Below are 13800 nucleotides of genomic sequence, written 5' to 3'. Positions count from 1 at the left end.
GGCCCAATCCATGCCGAAGCCGAGGTGGCCGCCCGCAAGAGGACCTTCGACGATGATGTAGTCAGGCAACCGATCCAGCCTGGCATTCTTGCGCAGGAACAATTGCAGCGCGCGCGCGGACGACACGATGATGCCCAGCTTGGCATCGCGGAAGCGCGGATGGTCGGCGATCAGGCCGAAGGAGCCCAGGTGCAGGCCGGCCGACAAGGTGATGCCGTCGATGCCGCCGTCCAGCGCCGCGGACAGGCGCGTGCGCAGGGTTTCGCGCGGCGCGTTCATGGTCAGCTTTTCCATGCAGTTGACGAAGACGAGGCCGTTGCCTTTCTTCGCCTCCATGGTCGAACGCACGTGATTGAGCGTCGCTTCGGCCAGGCGGTCCATGTCGAACTGGACGACCGACTTGTTCAAGTTGTTGATGTTGAACTTGTAGGTCCTGGTCTTGTCCTTGACGAACGTGGTGTCGAACTTGCGGTCCGACACGTCATGGACCATGGCATCGGAAATATGTCCGATGCCGCCAAGGCGCGCCGCTTCCAGCGCCAGTTCCGAGGTCGAGATATCGACCCCCATGCCGCCGATCATGATCGGCACGTACTCGCTATTGCCCAGTTTCAGGCGAAAATCATCGACGCGTTTCATCAGTAGCCTTGCTTGGGCAATGCCAGTCGCGGCCTTGCCCCCTTCATTTTCGCACTGAAGAAGCTCCGACCCCCGCCAGCGTCACGAATTCCCCGCCCGTTCCGGGAATGCGCGAGCTTCCTCGGAGCACCGACTCATTCCGCGTACCCCGGCATCTCCCGATCCAGCACACGCATCATCGCGGCGAAATAGAGCGCTTCGCGCTCCGCCTGCGAGTGGCTGTTGCGGGGGTTGGGCGTCTCCACCTTCCGCACCATCTCCTCGTCCAGCACCGCGAGGGGGCGGCCGGTGGACATGGCCAGGATCTGCGCGCGGCAGACACGCTCCAGCTTGTAAAGGCGCCGGTACGCCTGGGCCACGGTGTCGCCTACCACGAGGACACCGTGGTTCTTCATGAACATGATCTGCTTGTCGCCCAGGATGGAAGCCAGGCGTTCCCCCTCGCTCAGCGAAGCGGCAAGGCCGGTGTAGCCGTCGTCGTAGGCAATGCTGCGCGTGAGGAATGCGGCCGTCTGGCTGGCGGGCAGCAGGCGGTTGTCCTCCAGCATGTTCAAGGCCAACGCCCAGGTCTGGTGGGTGTGCAGGATCACGTTCGCGCCGCTGAGCCTGTGCAGCGGGGCGTGGATACTCAGGGCGCTCAGTTCCAGGCTGCCGCTGCCTTCCAGCACCTCGCCGGCCTCGTTGAACACGATCAGGTCGCTGGCCCGGGCCTCGGACCAGTGCAGCCCGAACGGCAGGACCAGGTAGCGGTCTTCCTGGCCGGGCACGCGCATCGTGAAGTGGTTGTCGATGCCCTCTTCCAGGTCGTCGTACACCGCGAGGCGGTTCGCCGCGGCGAGATGGACGCGCGCGCGCCGGATTTCGTCGTTGGTTTGATTCATCGCTCGTTTTCCTTGGGTGACTCAGTGCGCATCGGCCGCGTCGCGGCCCCCGATGACGGGATGCGCCCGCCCCGAGGGTACACGCCCTCCCGCCGAGCCAGCGCCCGCAAGGCCCTGTCGCATGCCTTGAAAATCCTGCCGCAGGCCATAAGTCGGCATGTTGCCCTCGTGCGCAGCTCCCGGTCCCCGGGATCCGGCCTGTCATGGCCGCCAGCCCCAAATAGATGCCCCCGAATTTCGCGCTCGCAGAACACCCTGCCTCCCTCGATTCCCGCCTGCTCTTCGCCCACCCGAACTGGGTCGTCTACGACCAGGTGGCCCTCCTCGCCCGCGGCGTAGCCCGCTCCGGCGACGTCCCTCCGAAGCTGCGCTCCAGCTTGCGCGGGCTGTGGCGGACTCCAGCCACGCCTGAAGTGGAAGGCCAGGTCGATGCATGCGCCGCACACGCCGGATTCGCTGCTCAATTCGTCCGCAATGGCGGCCACCCGCAGGTGGCGCAGTGCATCACGCTCCTCCATGCCCTCGCGGCGTGGGAGGACGCTGTCCGCCCGCAGGAACTCCTGAGCCAGCTCGCGCACAACGGCGAGCAGCTGGCAGCGGCACTCGAAGCCGCCGACATCGTCCAGCCGAAGCGCTGGAGGCCGGAGGAGCGCGCCGAGCGCCTGCGCCAGTTGCAGGGCGACACGCCGGCCCCGAGCAGGGAAGAGCGAAAGCAACGGATCTTCGAGCTTGCACCGGCCGTCCACGAACGGCCTGCCGCGCACCAGCTCGAGCTCGAACGCCGCGCGCGCGAGAAAAGGCTGGCGCAGCACCGCTGGGAGCAGAGCCTGGTCGGCTACGAGGATGCGCTCGAGCGGCTCTACGTCACGAAAGCGGAGCTCGACGAATGGACCGCGCTGCAGCGCGTGCCGGTGGTCTTGCACCGGACCTTGCGCAAGGGCGGCCGGGAGAGCGTGCAGATGCTGTTCGACCCCGCCGTCCTGGAGGCGATTTCCGAGGAGCAGGTGGCGCACTGGCGCGCACTGGACCTCGAGACCCTGCCGCCGGAGGACCGCTCGGCCCGCGCGCGCAGCGTCGCGAAGATCCAGGCGCGCCGGCGTCTCGCCGCGGCCATCGAATCGTCGAAGGCGGCGCATGGCTGCGACGTGCACCACCAGGACGACGGTAGCCTTGTCTTCACCAAGACCGTCACCGTGCCGGTCTCGTTCGCCGCGTCGCCGGACGATGTCCAGGAGTGGCAGGCGCTCGTCGTGCTGCAGGGCAGCCTGCCCGTCCCGAAGAACCCTGGCGAGATGGGCAACCTGCCCGCGCGCGTCGGCGCGTTCTTCGCCGCGGACAAGCTCGCCGGCATGGGCCGGGCGATGGCCGACGCGGTGGCGGACCTGGTCGCCGAGTACGGCAATGCCCTTTCCAATGCGCAGCGCAAGGAACTGCTCGCGGGCCTGCAATCCGCGCTGGCCCGCGGCATGCGCCAGCAGGACCTGGGCGCGGACCTGAAGAACACGCTGGTGGCGTCGGTGGGCCAGCTGCTGCGCCGCATCGAGGAAGAGCGCGCGCAGGAACTGGTGCGCCTGAAGGACTATCCGCAAGCCTTCCCGCTGGCACGCAGCCTCGATCGCACGATCCACTTCCGGCTCGGCCCCACCAACTCGGGCAAGACCCACGATGCGCTGGAGGCGCTGAAGAAGGCCTCTTCCGGTGTCTACCTGGCGCCGCTGCGCCTGCTGGCGATGGAAGTCCGCGACCGGCTGGTCGCCCAGGGCATTCCCTGCAACCTGCTCACGGGCGAGGAACACGACCTCATGGAAGGCGCACGCCATACCGCCTGCACCGTGGAGATGATGAACCCGGAGCGGCAGGTGGAGGTCGCCGTCATCGACGAGATCCAGATGCTGCAGGACCCCGGCCGCGGCTGGGCCTGGACCTCCGCCCTGGTCGGCGCTCCCGCGTGCGACGTGTACGTGTGCGGCGCGGACACGGTGCACAAGCGCTGCGTCGAGGTGCTGGACGCGATCGGCGAGCGGCACGAGACGGTGATGCTGGAACGCAAGACGCCGCTCGTGCTGGAACAGAGCCCGGTGGGTTCACGCCGCGGGCGCAGGCACTCCGAGGCCGGCCTGCAGCCGGGCGACGCCGTGATCGCCTTCTCGCGCAAGGACGTGCTGACCCTGAGTGCGCGCTATCGGGCCCAGGGGCTGTCCGTGGCCACGATCTACGGCGCCCTCGCGCCGGAAGTCCGCCGCACCGAATCGGAACGCTTCGCGAGCGGCGAGGCCGACATCGTGGTGGCGACCGATGCGATCGGCATGGGCCTGAACCTGCCGGTGCGGCGCGTCATCTTCTCCACGGTGCACAAGTTCGACGGCATCGAGACCCGCCTGCTGAACGCGGCGGAGGTGCAGCAGATCGCCGGGCGCGCAGGGCGCTTCGGACTGCACGACGAGGGCCGCGTCACCACGCTCGACCGGGAGGACCTGCCCCACGTGCGCCGCATGCTCGCCGAGCCCCAGGCGCGCATGCGGTCCGCGCTGGCCATCGCGCCGAGCCCGTGGCACATCGAATCGCTGGCGCAGCTCCTGGGCACGCAGCAGATCGCGCCGATCCTGTCGTATTTCGCCACGCGCATCGCGGCGAAGAGCTCCTTGTTCGAGACGGCCGCCCTGGAGGACCAGATCGGCCTGGCGCGCGTGGTCGACCGCATGGCCGGCAAGCTGTCGCTCGCCGACAAGTTCACCTTCAGCTGCGCGCCGATCGCGCACGACAAGGACAACGAGCTGGCCTATTTCGAATCGTGCCTGCACGCCTTCGTGAAGGGCCGCACGCTGCTCCTGCCCCGCCTGGGCGGCTGGCTGCAGGACCGGCAGCCCGGCTTCCTGGAGGAAGCGGAGTTCCTGACCAAGGACGTGAGCCTGTACGCGTGGCTCTCGTACAAGTTTCCGGACGTCTACTGCGACGGCGACGCCGTGCCGGAGCTGCGCGCGCACCTGAGCCGGTACATCGAACGCGAGCTGCTGCGGCAGAACGGCTTCGGCAGGACCTCGAAGGAGGCGTTCCAGGGGCGGCGGTGAGGAGGGGCTGTCTGCGGACGTGAACCCGTGGCACACTTGCCGGACGCTCGGCCTGGATCGGGCCGCGCGCACAACCCCGCTCAGAGGAGACGCCGATGCTGACGATGGAGAAGACGGCTGACTACGTAAAGCGCTGGGTCGCCGCGTTCGAGTCGAAGGACCTCGATCGCGTGCTGGCGTTCTACACCGAGGACGTGATCTTCCATTCCCCGCTGATAGCGCGGCTGAGCCATGACCCCAGCGGCACCGTGCAAGGCAAGGCGGCACTGCGCGAATACGTGAAGAAGGGCTTCGAGGTCTTCGACCACATCAAGTTCACCGTGCTCGACGTGCTGCGCGGTGTCGACAGCATCGCGATCCACTACAAGGGCATCACGGGCACGCATGTCGTGGAGGTGCTGTTCTTCGATGCGGACAGCATGGTCCGCGAGTCGTACGTGCACTACGCGTCGCCCGAGTAACAGCGGCACCGATCACCGTCGCGCGCTGGGGCCATCAGTGCTTTAGCGCTACTTTCGCGGCGCGCTCCGGCCGCGTGTGTTGCCCCTCCGGCCATTCCTCCTTGACGATGCTCAATAGGTCGTCAAACAGAAGCCAGGCTCCGCCATCGAGCGCTTTTCGACCCCAGCCGAAGTGGCTAGGGTGGAAGTGTCGGGTTCACCATGGCGGACTTCTACTTCTGCGACCGATGGCATGCGCTTCAGCGGCAGCCCATTGGGATGCTGAACGACGAACAGGCCCACGCGAGGCACTTCGACGGCGCGCGCTATTGCGTGCTGGTGGACTCCCCCACGGAACCCACTGCGATCCTGGACGTGAGCCGGCACGGGATCGGCGTCGAGTTCCTCGACGAGCACTTGCGCAGTCGCCTCGTCTACCGCTTCATCACCAGCGAGTCGGGGGAACTGTTCCTGCGCACGATCCTGTTCCGCAAGTTCCGGGGAGGCAGCGAGGAGCCGGCGTACGTGACGGCGTACATCTTCGACGTCGGTGGCGAAGTCACCGTGCGCCAGGAACGGATGCTGCCGACCCGCCACTCCCGGATCACGCAGGTGGCCTTCGCGCTGGAGAACAACATCGAGGCTTACCCGGCCTTCGGACGCTACGAGCGCCTGCTCAATTTCAGCCGCCGCTTCGCCGCCGTGTTCGGGCAAGCGCCGGAGTCCGACAACGATGCGGACGCGGGAGTACTCACCCGCATCTGAACGGACGAAGGAATCCCATGTTCGGCGACTCGGCCCAAGGTGGCGTCCTCTTCAAGGCTGACGGTCGCGCGTGGCCGGAAGCAGCCCTCGCCGGCTATGCGTGTCCTCAGGCTGCCTCGCGGCAGAACTGATGCACCACTTTGCCCCATTCCCCGCACTCGAAGAACGCACTCGGATGGCGGATGAACAGCAGGTGCATGCAGGAAGCGGTGGGGATACTCAATGCGACTGGCTTCACGCCAGCTGCGACTGGTACGACCAGAGGCTGTATGCGACCGCGCAACGACTGCAACGAGCGCAGTGCATTGATCTTGCGCTGTTCCAGCCCATAGACGACAACCCGCCGCGCGTCGAGGCAGGCGGCGACTTCAAGGAACCGCTCCCATCCCTTCGCGTAATCGGCGTTGCCTGGCTGTGCCCGGTTCGAGCGCACGATTCAAAGCGCGAGATTGTGATACGCAATACGACGCAAGAGATCTGGTCTTTCTGGAAAGTTGGCTTCGGCTCTTAAAAGTACGAGCGCCAGAAGTTGCGGACATAGCCAGCTCACGACGACCCGCCGTAACCGATGCGCGATCGGGCGTGGGCCAGGGTGTGTCCGCCAACGCTGTCCACGACCCGCCCAGCGCTCCTTCCCCAGCGGCTTGCCCTTTCCGGCATGTTGTCGCCGCTGATCACGTCGGCGGCACCCGATGTCGCGCAGGCTTCGCGCTTCTCGGGTAAACCCCGAGCCGTGCCCTCTGGACGACTGCGTCCGGGCGCATGCACACTGTCGACATGATGTATACACACGGTCGACAGTGCGAGGAATAAAGACGGACGATCTGGCCAGCAGCGCCTATCAGCGCATGCGGGAAGCCATCCTGGAAGGCGAATACGAACCTGGGGCACCCCTGTTCGAGGTGCATTTGGCCTCGCACATGGGCATGAGCAGGACACCCGTGCGCGAAGCGCTGAAACTGCTTGCGCGAGAGGGTCTGGTAGAGGCCGTGCCCAGCCGCGGCTACTTCGTGCCCCGGCGTTCGCTGGAAGACCTGCGCGAGCTCTTCGAGTTACGGGAAACCCTCGAGGGCATGGCTGCCCGCCATGCGGCCGTCCGCGCGACGAACGATGAGATAGAGGAACTGGCGCGCCTATGCGACCGCTATGAGGCGGAGCATGACTGGGCGCAATGGGCGCAAGTGGGGACAGCTTTTCACACGCTCTTGCTCACTGCGGCCCGCAACGCACGCCTGATCGCCATCCTCGAATCGCTCAAGGGGCAGATCGTTCTGTCACGCCGTTCGGCGCTGGCCGCCGACTCGCAACGCCGCGACGCGGCTATCCGCGAGCACCGCCTCATTCTGGCCGCCGTCAAGGCGCGCGACCCGCAAGCGGCCGAAGCCGCGGCCTGCGAGCACGTCCGCCTGTCCTATCAGGCCACCCTGAATTCCTACCAGCGCGGGCACACGCCGCGCTAGCCCGTCACCACCACTGAAGGAGATCCCCCCATGCAACCGACCTCGATTCACAGCCAGGAGGGTTACCTCGTCGAGCCGCCGCGGCAAACACCCATCGTTCGCGAGGTGGATGTACTCGTCTGTGGCGGCGGCGTCTCCGGCGTGGGCGCCGCCCTCGGCGCCGCGCGCACCGGCGCTAAGACCATGGTCCTGGAGCGCAACGCATTCCTGGGCGGCGCCGCCACAGCCGTGATCATGAACACCTGGAACGTTCCCGTCAGCCGCATGACCGGCGTGGCGCGCGAGATCGCCCTCGAACTGGCGCAGCGCGGCGAGGGCAACATCAGCGGTCCTACCTTCCCGTTCGATCCGGAAGGCTTCAAGCAGCTGTCCAGTGAGCTTCTGACGCAAGCCGGCGTCGAGGTTCTCAACTACACCTGGGTGGAGGACGCGATCATGGACGGCTCGCGCATCAAGGGTGTGATCATTCAGAACAAGTCGGGCCGGCAGGCTATCCTGGCCCGCACAGTCGTGGACGCGACCGGCGACGCCGACGTGGCCGCCGCCGCCGGCGCGGAGTACGTCAAGGGTCGAGAGAGCGACAACAAGATGCGGCCCATGAGCGTGCTGTTCCGCCTCGGTGGGGTCGACCTTGACAAGGTTATCGAGTACTGCCGCAGCCAGCCCAAGGAATATTTCACGGCTGATCCCAACTTCCACATCATTGCGCCAGAGAAGGGCCTGGTGCGCCTGTCCGGCTTCTTCCACATTGCCGAGAAGGCGCGCGCCGCCGGTGAACTGCCCGAAGAGGTGCACTACCTGCGCTTCGAAGGCATCGATGTCGCCCGCGGCATCGTCACAGTGAACAACTCGCGGGTGTACGGTGTAGACGGGACGAACGCGTGGGACATCTCACGCGCCGACACGCAGGCGCGCCTGCAGAACCGGCAGCTGCGCAAGGTTATCCGCAAGTACATCCCGGGTTTCGAGAACGCCTACGTCATCGACTCCTCGCCCACGGTGGGCGTGCGCGAAACCCGGCGGGTGCGCGGCCCGTACGTGCTGCCGCAGGAGGATCTTCTGACCCAGCGCACCTTCGACGACAGCGTGCTGCGGGTGTGGCGCCACATGGCCGCCGGGAGAGACTGGCACAAGGCCGACGGCGGCGAGGGCGCGCCCAACGACTCTGTCTATCGCACCGCGGTGACGGACCTGACGTGGTACGAACTGCCCTGGCGCGTGTTCACGCCCAATCGGGTGGAGGGCATGGTGGTCGGCGGGCGCGTGCTGTCCGTCACACACGATGCCGACATGTGGACGCGCGGCCAGTACTGCTGCCTGGCGACCGGCCAGATCGCTGGCATCGGTGCGGCGCTCTCCGCTGCCGAGGGCACCAGCCCGGCCGCGCTCGACATCCGCACGCTCCAGCGCACGCTGGTGCAGCAAGGGATCGACATCGGCTCAGCGGCCGAATCGCTTCTGGCCAGGGCGGCGTAAGGCCGCTACCCCGCGACCGTTCGACTTTCAAACTTCAAGGAGACAAGCCAGTGAACTTCATCGCCCTCGTAGCGTCCGTGACCGCCCTGCTGTTCGGTCCCGCCGCCGGCGTCGCCGCAGCCGACGCGTTCCCGAAGAAGCCTGTCACGATCGTCGCGGCCTATCCGCCGGGCGGAACCGTGGACCTGCTGGCGCGGATGCTGGCGCTGAAGCTGGGAGAGGAGTGGAAGCAAACGGTCGTGGTGGAGAACCGTCCCGGCGCGAGCGGCATCATCGGCTCACAGCACGTCCAGAAGTCGCCGCCGGACGGCTACACGCTGATGGTTGTCCCGATCACGCACGTGACCAACTCCAGCCTGTTCAAGAGCGTGCCATACGACCCCATCGAGGACTTCACGCCCATTGGCATGCTGGCGGCGTCTCCGCTGCTGCTGGTGACCAATCAGGCATTTCCCGCGAAAGACGTGCGGGAACTGGTCGCGCAGTCCAGGGCGAATCCGGGCAAGTTCAACTGCGGCTCGGGCGGCAACGGCACGTCGCAGCACCTGGCCTGCGAATTGTTCAAGAACATAACCAAGCTGGACATCAAGCATGTGCCGTACAAGGGCAACGCCGCCGCCATGACGGACGTGCAAGGCGGGCAGATCGAGATGCTCTTCGACCAGATGGCGACCGCGGTGCCGCACGTCCGTAGCGGCCGGGTGCGCGCACTGGGCGTCAGCAGCGCCAAGCGCTCGCCCGCGCTTCCCGACGTGCCAACCATCGCGGAAGCCGGTGTCGCGGGATATGAAAGCACCGCCTGGTTCGGTCTCGTGGGCCCGGCCGGCATGCCCAAGGCCCTGGTGCAACAGCTCAATGGCGCGGCGCGTAAGGTGCTCGCCATACCCGACGTGCAAAAGAAGCTGAACGACCAGGGCCTGGAACTCGTTCCGGGTACGCCCGAGGAGTTCCGCCAGACGCTGCAGGCGGAAATGGCCAAGTGGGCCACCGTCATCAAGCAAGCCAACATCCGCATCGACTGAAGGCGAGGCCGACGATGACAGTGGGCCGCCCATTGGCCCTCCGCCTGCACCCGGAGGATGACGTCGCAATTGCTACGCGGGACCTTGAGGCCGGTGCGCAAGTGCCGGGCTTACAAGGCGCGACACTACGTACCCCGCTGCCATCGGGCCACAAGGTGGCGGTGCGCGACGTGGCGCAAGGGCAGCCCGTGCGCCGCTATGGGCAGATCATCGGATTCGCCACGCAGGCCATCCAGCCGGGCGAGCACGTGCATACCCACAATCTGGCGATGGGCGCGTTCGAGCGCGACTACGCCTTCGGCGTGGAAGCCCGCATTCCGGGCCGCCCTGCGAAGCAGGCCACGTTCAATGGCATCGTGCGGCGCGACGGGCGCGTGGCGACGCGCAACTACATCGGTGTGGTCAGCACCGTGAACTGCTCCGCCACGGTAACAAAGATGGTCGTAGAGCACTTCCAGCGGGCCGACGCGCTGACCGCTTACCCCAACGTCGATGGGGTGGTACCCATTACGCACAGCTTTGGCTGTTGCATCGACCATCATGGCGAAGGCATCCAACAACTACGCCGCACCATCGGCGGTTACGTGCGGCACGCCAACTTCGCCGGCGTGGTCGTCATCGGCCTCGGCTGCGAGGCCAACCAGATGGGCGCTCTGTTCATGGCGCAGGGGATCGAGGCGCGGGACACGTGCGTGCCGCTCGTGATCCAGGACCTGGGTGGGACCCGCAAGACCGCTGATGCCGCCATCGCCGCTATCGAGCGCATGTTGCCAGCCGCCAATGCGTACCGCAGGCAACCCGTGCCGGCCTCGCACCTGACCGTGGCGCTGCAGTGCGGCGGATCGGACGGTTACTCCGGCATCACCGCCAATCCGGCGCTGGGTGCGGCGGTCGACCTACTTGTTGCCCACGGCGGAACCGCCATTTTGAGCGAGACGCCGGAGATCTACGGCGCGGAACACCTGCTCACGCGTCGGGCAGCGTCGCCGGAAGTGGGCCAGCAGATCGTAGACCTGATTCATTGGTGGGAGGGATACGCCGAGCGTGAGAAAGGAAGCATCGACAACAACCCGACTCCCGGCAACAAAGCCGGGGGCTTGACCACGATTCTCGAGAAGTCACTGGGCGCCGTCGCCAAGAGCGGATCGACCGCCTTGATGGGCGTGTACCGCTATGCCGAGCCGATCGACTCGCGCGGCTTGGTCTTCATGGATGCCCCGGGCTACGACCCCATGGGAGCTACCGGACAGATCGCCAGTGGTGCCAATCTGGTGGCTTTCACCACTGGGCGCGGATCCTGTTTTGGGTCCAAGCCGGCCCCTTCAATCAAGCTGGCGACCAACACCCGCATGTTCAATCGCATGCAGGATGACATGGACGTCAACTGCGGTGACATTTTGGAGGGGCTCACGACCGTCGAGGAGAAGGGACGAGAGATTTTCGAGCGCATGCTGGCCGTTGCGTCGGGCGAAAAATCAAAGAGCGAGCAACTAGGGGTTGGCAGTGAGGAGACGGTGCCTTGGATGATTGGGGCACAGATGTAGGCGTGTGCCAGCGATTCGGGAAGACTTCGGAGGGTGCGCCGGAATTGCCGACACGCACGGCCGTCAAGCAGCGGGTTCTGGTGCAGGCACCCGCTGCACCGCCCACGGCGGCCACCCTTCTGCTCCTGATGGGCGGCAACGGGCAGTTGGGCATCTATTCCAATGGCAGCCTGCAGCGGGACTCTCACTTCCTCGCACGCGTGCGCCACCTGCTGATGGATCGCGGGCACGTCGTCGTCCTCGTCGACACGCCAAGTGACCGCCGCGACCTGAGTGGCAACTTCCGGGAGAGCGGCGAGCATGCGGCCGACATCGGTGCGGTGATCGCCCATGTGCGAGGGGCATTCGGCAAGCCGGTCTGGCTGGTCGGGCACAGCGCGGAACGCATTCGGCGGTGACCGCTGCTACTCGCCTTTCCGGCGACGCGGCGCCGGATGGCATCGTGCTGGCCGCGCCCATCCTGGAAGGCAGCCGCTTCGGTTCTTCCGCGGCGAAGCCGCTGCAGGAAGCGCCGGCGTGGAAAACCTGGCCATGCCGGTGCTCGTGCTGCACCATGCACAGGACAGCTGCCAGGCGTCTCCGCCTGCGAAGCTGCCGGAATTGAGAGCCAGGCTTTCTGCCGGCACGAGCCGGATCCTCACTTACGAAGGCGGAACCTCACGCGGGGCACTCTGCGAGGTGCAGGCCTTCCACAGCTTCAATGGCATCGAACAGCAGGTGGTGGACGACCTGTCCGCGTACACCGCCGCACCGAAGTGAACACGATGATCCGAGTGGAACCCGTCCCGACGATTCCCCGGTAGGGATTTCGGCGACGCGCGCCGCGGGGGCTCCTAGAATCAGCTGCATGCCACGCGTCCTTCTGGTTTCCCTCCTGCTCGCGCCCGCGCTGCTGGCCGGCTGCGCTGCCGGCGTGGGCATCGGCATTCCGGTCGGCCCCTTCTCCATCGGCGTCGGGGTCGGCAGCGGAGGGGTGTCGGCAGGCATCGGGACAGGAGTGGGGCCGGTGGGCGTGGGGGTCGGCGTCAACCAGGACGGACAGGTCGGCGCCGGAGTGGGCGTAGGCGGGAGTGTGCCGATCGGCAACAGCCGGGCACGCGTCGGCGCTGGCGTGGGCGCGGGCACGATGCTGTACGACCCGGCTGCCAGGCGGAAGCAAGGATCCCCGCCACCTCCCGTGCAGCCTGCGATGCAGCAAGACGGTCCCTAGGCGAGACGCTGCTTCCGCGGCCACTGGACCGACGTGGCTCAGAGCGTCGCCTGCATCAGCCGTGCGGCGGCTCCATAGCTGGCCAACTTGGCTGCCGCATGATCGGGCGGGGCCGCAACCGGCTCGAACCCGAACTGCTCCCAGTACCGCACCGAGCCCTGGATGGCCACCAGGCACGCCTTCTCCAGGCCACGCGCCTTGGCCGCGGCCATCGCGGCGCGCACGAGCGCCTGCCCTGCGCCCGTTCCGCGTCCCGCATCGGCGACTGCGAGATCATGGATGTACAGGGTGTCCGTGTCCCTCGCCGCCTCGAAGCTCGGAGCATTCAGCGCCGGCAGCTCCGGATAGAGGACCGGAACCGCAATGAGATAGCCGACCACCCCGGCAGCGGCTTCGGCCACGAAGCAGGTGCCCGGCGACGCATGGACCTTGGCGCGGAGCGAAGCCCGCGATTCCGGCACGATCTCGGAATAGCACTGCGCCTGGATGCGCAGCACGTCGTCCATGTGGCGGTCGTCCAGGAGTCGAAGCTGCATCGTTTTGTCCGGCATCACGCGATGGCGCACTTGCGCAGCGTCTCCCAGGTCCGGGTCGTGACGTCAGCCCCGAACGCCTGCTCGATCAGCTTCATGAACACGGGGCCGTCGGGACCCGGCAGGTAGGCAGTCAGGACGTCCGCGCCCTGCTGGCGAATCACCGTGGCCGTGCCCAAGGTCAGGGGCAGGGGGACGCGAGGCGGGCGCGGCGCGCGGAGGAAGCTGACCACGCGCTTGGCCTGCGGCGGCAAGCCGTAGCCCGCAAAGGGATCGGTCGCCACCAGCGCTGCAAGCGCCTGCGCCGACCGGACGATGGTGAAGAACGCCCGGCCGAGATCGCGGGCCATCGCATCCTCGAGTGCCTGTTCCAGCTCCCGCGCCGATCGCCCGGGGCTGTCAAATGCGACGTTGCCGCTGGAGAGGATCGTACGCACGTTGGCGAACCCCGCACCTTCGACGCACGCCTTCAGCGCCGGCATCCGCAGGTTCATGGGAGAAACGCCCCGGAGAAACGCGACGTGCCGCGGCATGGCAGCAGGGCCGCTACGCCTGATAAGAAACCAGGACCACGTCCGCAGCCTCCTCGCGCAGGGGGATGAGCGACTGGTAGGCAGGCGACGAGAACCACTGGTTCACCGCCGCAGCGTCGGCGAACCGGATCACGACGATATCGGCGTGCGGGTTCGCGCCGGCGAATGTGGCGACCTGCTTTCCGCGAAACACGAGTTCGGCACCCCACGGGCGCAGCGTGTCCGGCAC

At 66.8% G+C, this 13800-nt stretch carries 15 protein-coding genes and 1 pseudogene; 10 read left to right on the top strand and 6 right to left on the bottom strand.

Annotated elements, in window-relative coordinates; genetic code table 11:
- Positions 1-639 (bottom strand): annotated as a pseudogene (locus VFM98_RS02620) (nitronate monooxygenase); the annotation flags it as partial.
- Between the two features lie 134 nt (positions 640-773).
- Positions 774-1520, bottom strand: coding sequence for a class II aldolase/adducin family protein (locus VFM98_RS02615; RefSeq protein WP_325108337.1), 747 nt, complete (start codon positions 1518-1520; stop codon positions 774-776).
- Positions 1521-1744: 224 nt separating this feature from the next.
- On the opposite strand from VFM98_RS02615, the gene VFM98_RS02610 reads away from it, so the two are divergent.
- The 3 genes from VFM98_RS02610 to VFM98_RS02600 all read left to right on the top strand — a co-directional run bounded on the left by VFM98_RS02610 (position 1745) and on the right by VFM98_RS02600 (position 5793).
- Complete coding sequence (locus VFM98_RS02610) at positions 1745-4588, top strand: helicase-related protein (protein ID WP_325108336.1); 2844 nt, start codon at positions 1745-1747, stop codon at positions 4586-4588.
- A 95-nt stretch (positions 4589-4683) separates the two neighbouring features.
- Complete coding sequence (locus tag VFM98_RS02605; protein ID WP_325108335.1) at positions 4684-5049, top strand: nuclear transport factor 2 family protein; 366 nt, start codon at positions 4684-4686, stop codon at positions 5047-5049.
- Between the two features lie 258 nt (positions 5050-5307).
- Positions 5308-5793 carry a hypothetical protein gene (locus tag VFM98_RS02600; RefSeq protein WP_325108334.1) on the top strand — a complete coding sequence of 162 codons (486 nt, stop codon included), beginning with the start codon at positions 5308-5310 and terminating at the stop codon, positions 5791-5793.
- A gap of 106 nt (positions 5794-5899) precedes the next feature.
- Here VFM98_RS02600 and VFM98_RS02595 read toward each other — a convergent pair whose 3' ends face one another.
- Positions 5900-6226, bottom strand: a complete 327-nt coding sequence (locus VFM98_RS02595) for a hypothetical protein (RefSeq protein ID WP_325108333.1) — start codon at positions 6224-6226, stop codon at positions 5900-5902.
- Between the two features lie 259 nt (positions 6227-6485).
- Between VFM98_RS02595 and VFM98_RS02590 the strand changes: the two genes are divergently transcribed.
- From VFM98_RS02590 to VFM98_RS02560, 7 genes are all read left to right on the top strand, one after another.
- A complete protein-coding gene (locus VFM98_RS02590) occupies positions 6486-7253 on the top strand; it encodes a GntR family transcriptional regulator (protein ID WP_325108332.1) in 768 nt (255 codons plus the stop codon).
- A 30-nt stretch (positions 7254-7283) separates the two neighbouring features.
- On the top strand, positions 7284-8729 hold the full coding sequence (locus VFM98_RS02585; RefSeq protein ID WP_325108331.1) for an FAD-dependent oxidoreductase: 1446 nt from the start codon (positions 7284-7286) through the stop codon (positions 8727-8729).
- A 50-nt stretch (positions 8730-8779) separates the two neighbouring features.
- Positions 8780-9751: a tripartite tricarboxylate transporter substrate binding protein gene (locus VFM98_RS02580; protein WP_325108330.1), complete on the top strand. Its 972-nt coding sequence runs from the start codon at positions 8780-8782 to the stop codon at positions 9749-9751.
- A gap of 14 nt (positions 9752-9765) precedes the next feature.
- The gene (locus tag VFM98_RS02575; RefSeq protein ID WP_325108329.1) at positions 9766-11295 is read left to right on the top strand and encodes an altronate dehydratase family protein; all 1530 of its coding nucleotides are present in this window, start codon (positions 9766-9768) and stop codon (positions 11293-11295) included.
- Positions 11271-11693, top strand: coding sequence for a hypothetical protein (locus tag VFM98_RS02570; RefSeq protein WP_325108328.1), 423 nt, complete (start codon positions 11271-11273; stop codon positions 11691-11693). The genes VFM98_RS02575 and VFM98_RS02570 overlap by 25 nt, the downstream gene beginning before the upstream one ends.
- Positions 11694-11811: 118 nt before the next feature.
- A complete protein-coding gene (locus VFM98_RS02565) occupies positions 11812-12054 on the top strand; it encodes a hypothetical protein (protein ID WP_325108327.1) in 243 nt (80 codons plus the stop codon).
- A gap of 88 nt (positions 12055-12142) precedes the next feature.
- Positions 12143-12505 (top strand): hypothetical protein, encoded by a 363-nt coding sequence (locus VFM98_RS02560; RefSeq protein ID WP_325108326.1) that lies wholly within the window; start codon positions 12143-12145, stop codon positions 12503-12505.
- 38 nt (positions 12506-12543) lie between these two features.
- Here VFM98_RS02560 and VFM98_RS02555 read toward each other — a convergent pair whose 3' ends face one another.
- From VFM98_RS02555 to VFM98_RS02545, 3 genes are all read right to left on the bottom strand, one after another.
- Positions 12544-13011 carry a GNAT family N-acetyltransferase gene (locus tag VFM98_RS02555; protein WP_325108325.1) on the bottom strand — a complete coding sequence of 156 codons (468 nt, stop codon included), beginning with the start codon at positions 13009-13011 and terminating at the stop codon, positions 12544-12546.
- Positions 13012-13055: 44 nt separating this feature from the next.
- A complete protein-coding gene (locus VFM98_RS02550; protein WP_325108324.1) occupies positions 13056-13571 on the bottom strand; it encodes a DUF1697 domain-containing protein in 516 nt (171 codons plus the stop codon).
- Between the two features lie 13 nt (positions 13572-13584).
- The coding region (locus tag VFM98_RS02545; RefSeq protein WP_325108323.1) for a DUF1330 domain-containing protein at positions 13585-13800 on the bottom strand (216 nt) is incomplete at its 5' end.

The sequence above is a fragment of the Ramlibacter sp. genome (assembly GCF_035706265.1).
Lineage (GTDB): Bacteria > Pseudomonadota > Gammaproteobacteria > Burkholderiales > Burkholderiaceae_C > Ramlibacter.
Note: the sequence above shows the minus strand (reverse complement) of the source record. Positions and strands in the feature narration are given on the sequence as shown.

Coding starts and splice junctions, on each gene's coding strand:
- VFM98_RS02555 (WP_325108325.1), bottom strand. CDS start 13,011: ATGGACGACGTGCTGCGCATCCAGGCGCAGTGCTATTCCGAGATCGTG.
- VFM98_RS02575 (WP_325108329.1), top strand. CDS start 9,766: ATGACAGTGGGCCGCCCATTGGCCCTCCGCCTGCACCCGGAGGATGAC.
- VFM98_RS02610 (WP_325108336.1), top strand. CDS start 1,745: ATGCCCCCGAATTTCGCGCTCGCAGAACACCCTGCCTCCCTCGATTCC.
- VFM98_RS02615 (WP_325108337.1), bottom strand. CDS start 1,520: ATGAATCAAACCAACGACGAAATCCGGCGCGCGCGCGTCCATCTCGCC.
- VFM98_RS02560 (WP_325108326.1), top strand. CDS start 12,143: ATGCCACGCGTCCTTCTGGTTTCCCTCCTGCTCGCGCCCGCGCTGCTG.
- VFM98_RS02605 (WP_325108335.1), top strand. CDS start 4,684: ATGCTGACGATGGAGAAGACGGCTGACTACGTAAAGCGCTGGGTCGCC.
- VFM98_RS02585 (WP_325108331.1), top strand. CDS start 7,284: ATGCAACCGACCTCGATTCACAGCCAGGAGGGTTACCTCGTCGAGCCG.
- VFM98_RS02590 (WP_325108332.1), top strand. CDS start 6,486: ATGTCGCGCAGGCTTCGCGCTTCTCGGGTAAACCCCGAGCCGTGCCCT.
- VFM98_RS02550 (WP_325108324.1), bottom strand. CDS start 13,571: ATGCCGCGGCACGTCGCGTTTCTCCGGGGCGTTTCTCCCATGAACCTG.
- VFM98_RS02600 (WP_325108334.1), top strand. CDS start 5,308: ATGCTGAACGACGAACAGGCCCACGCGAGGCACTTCGACGGCGCGCGC.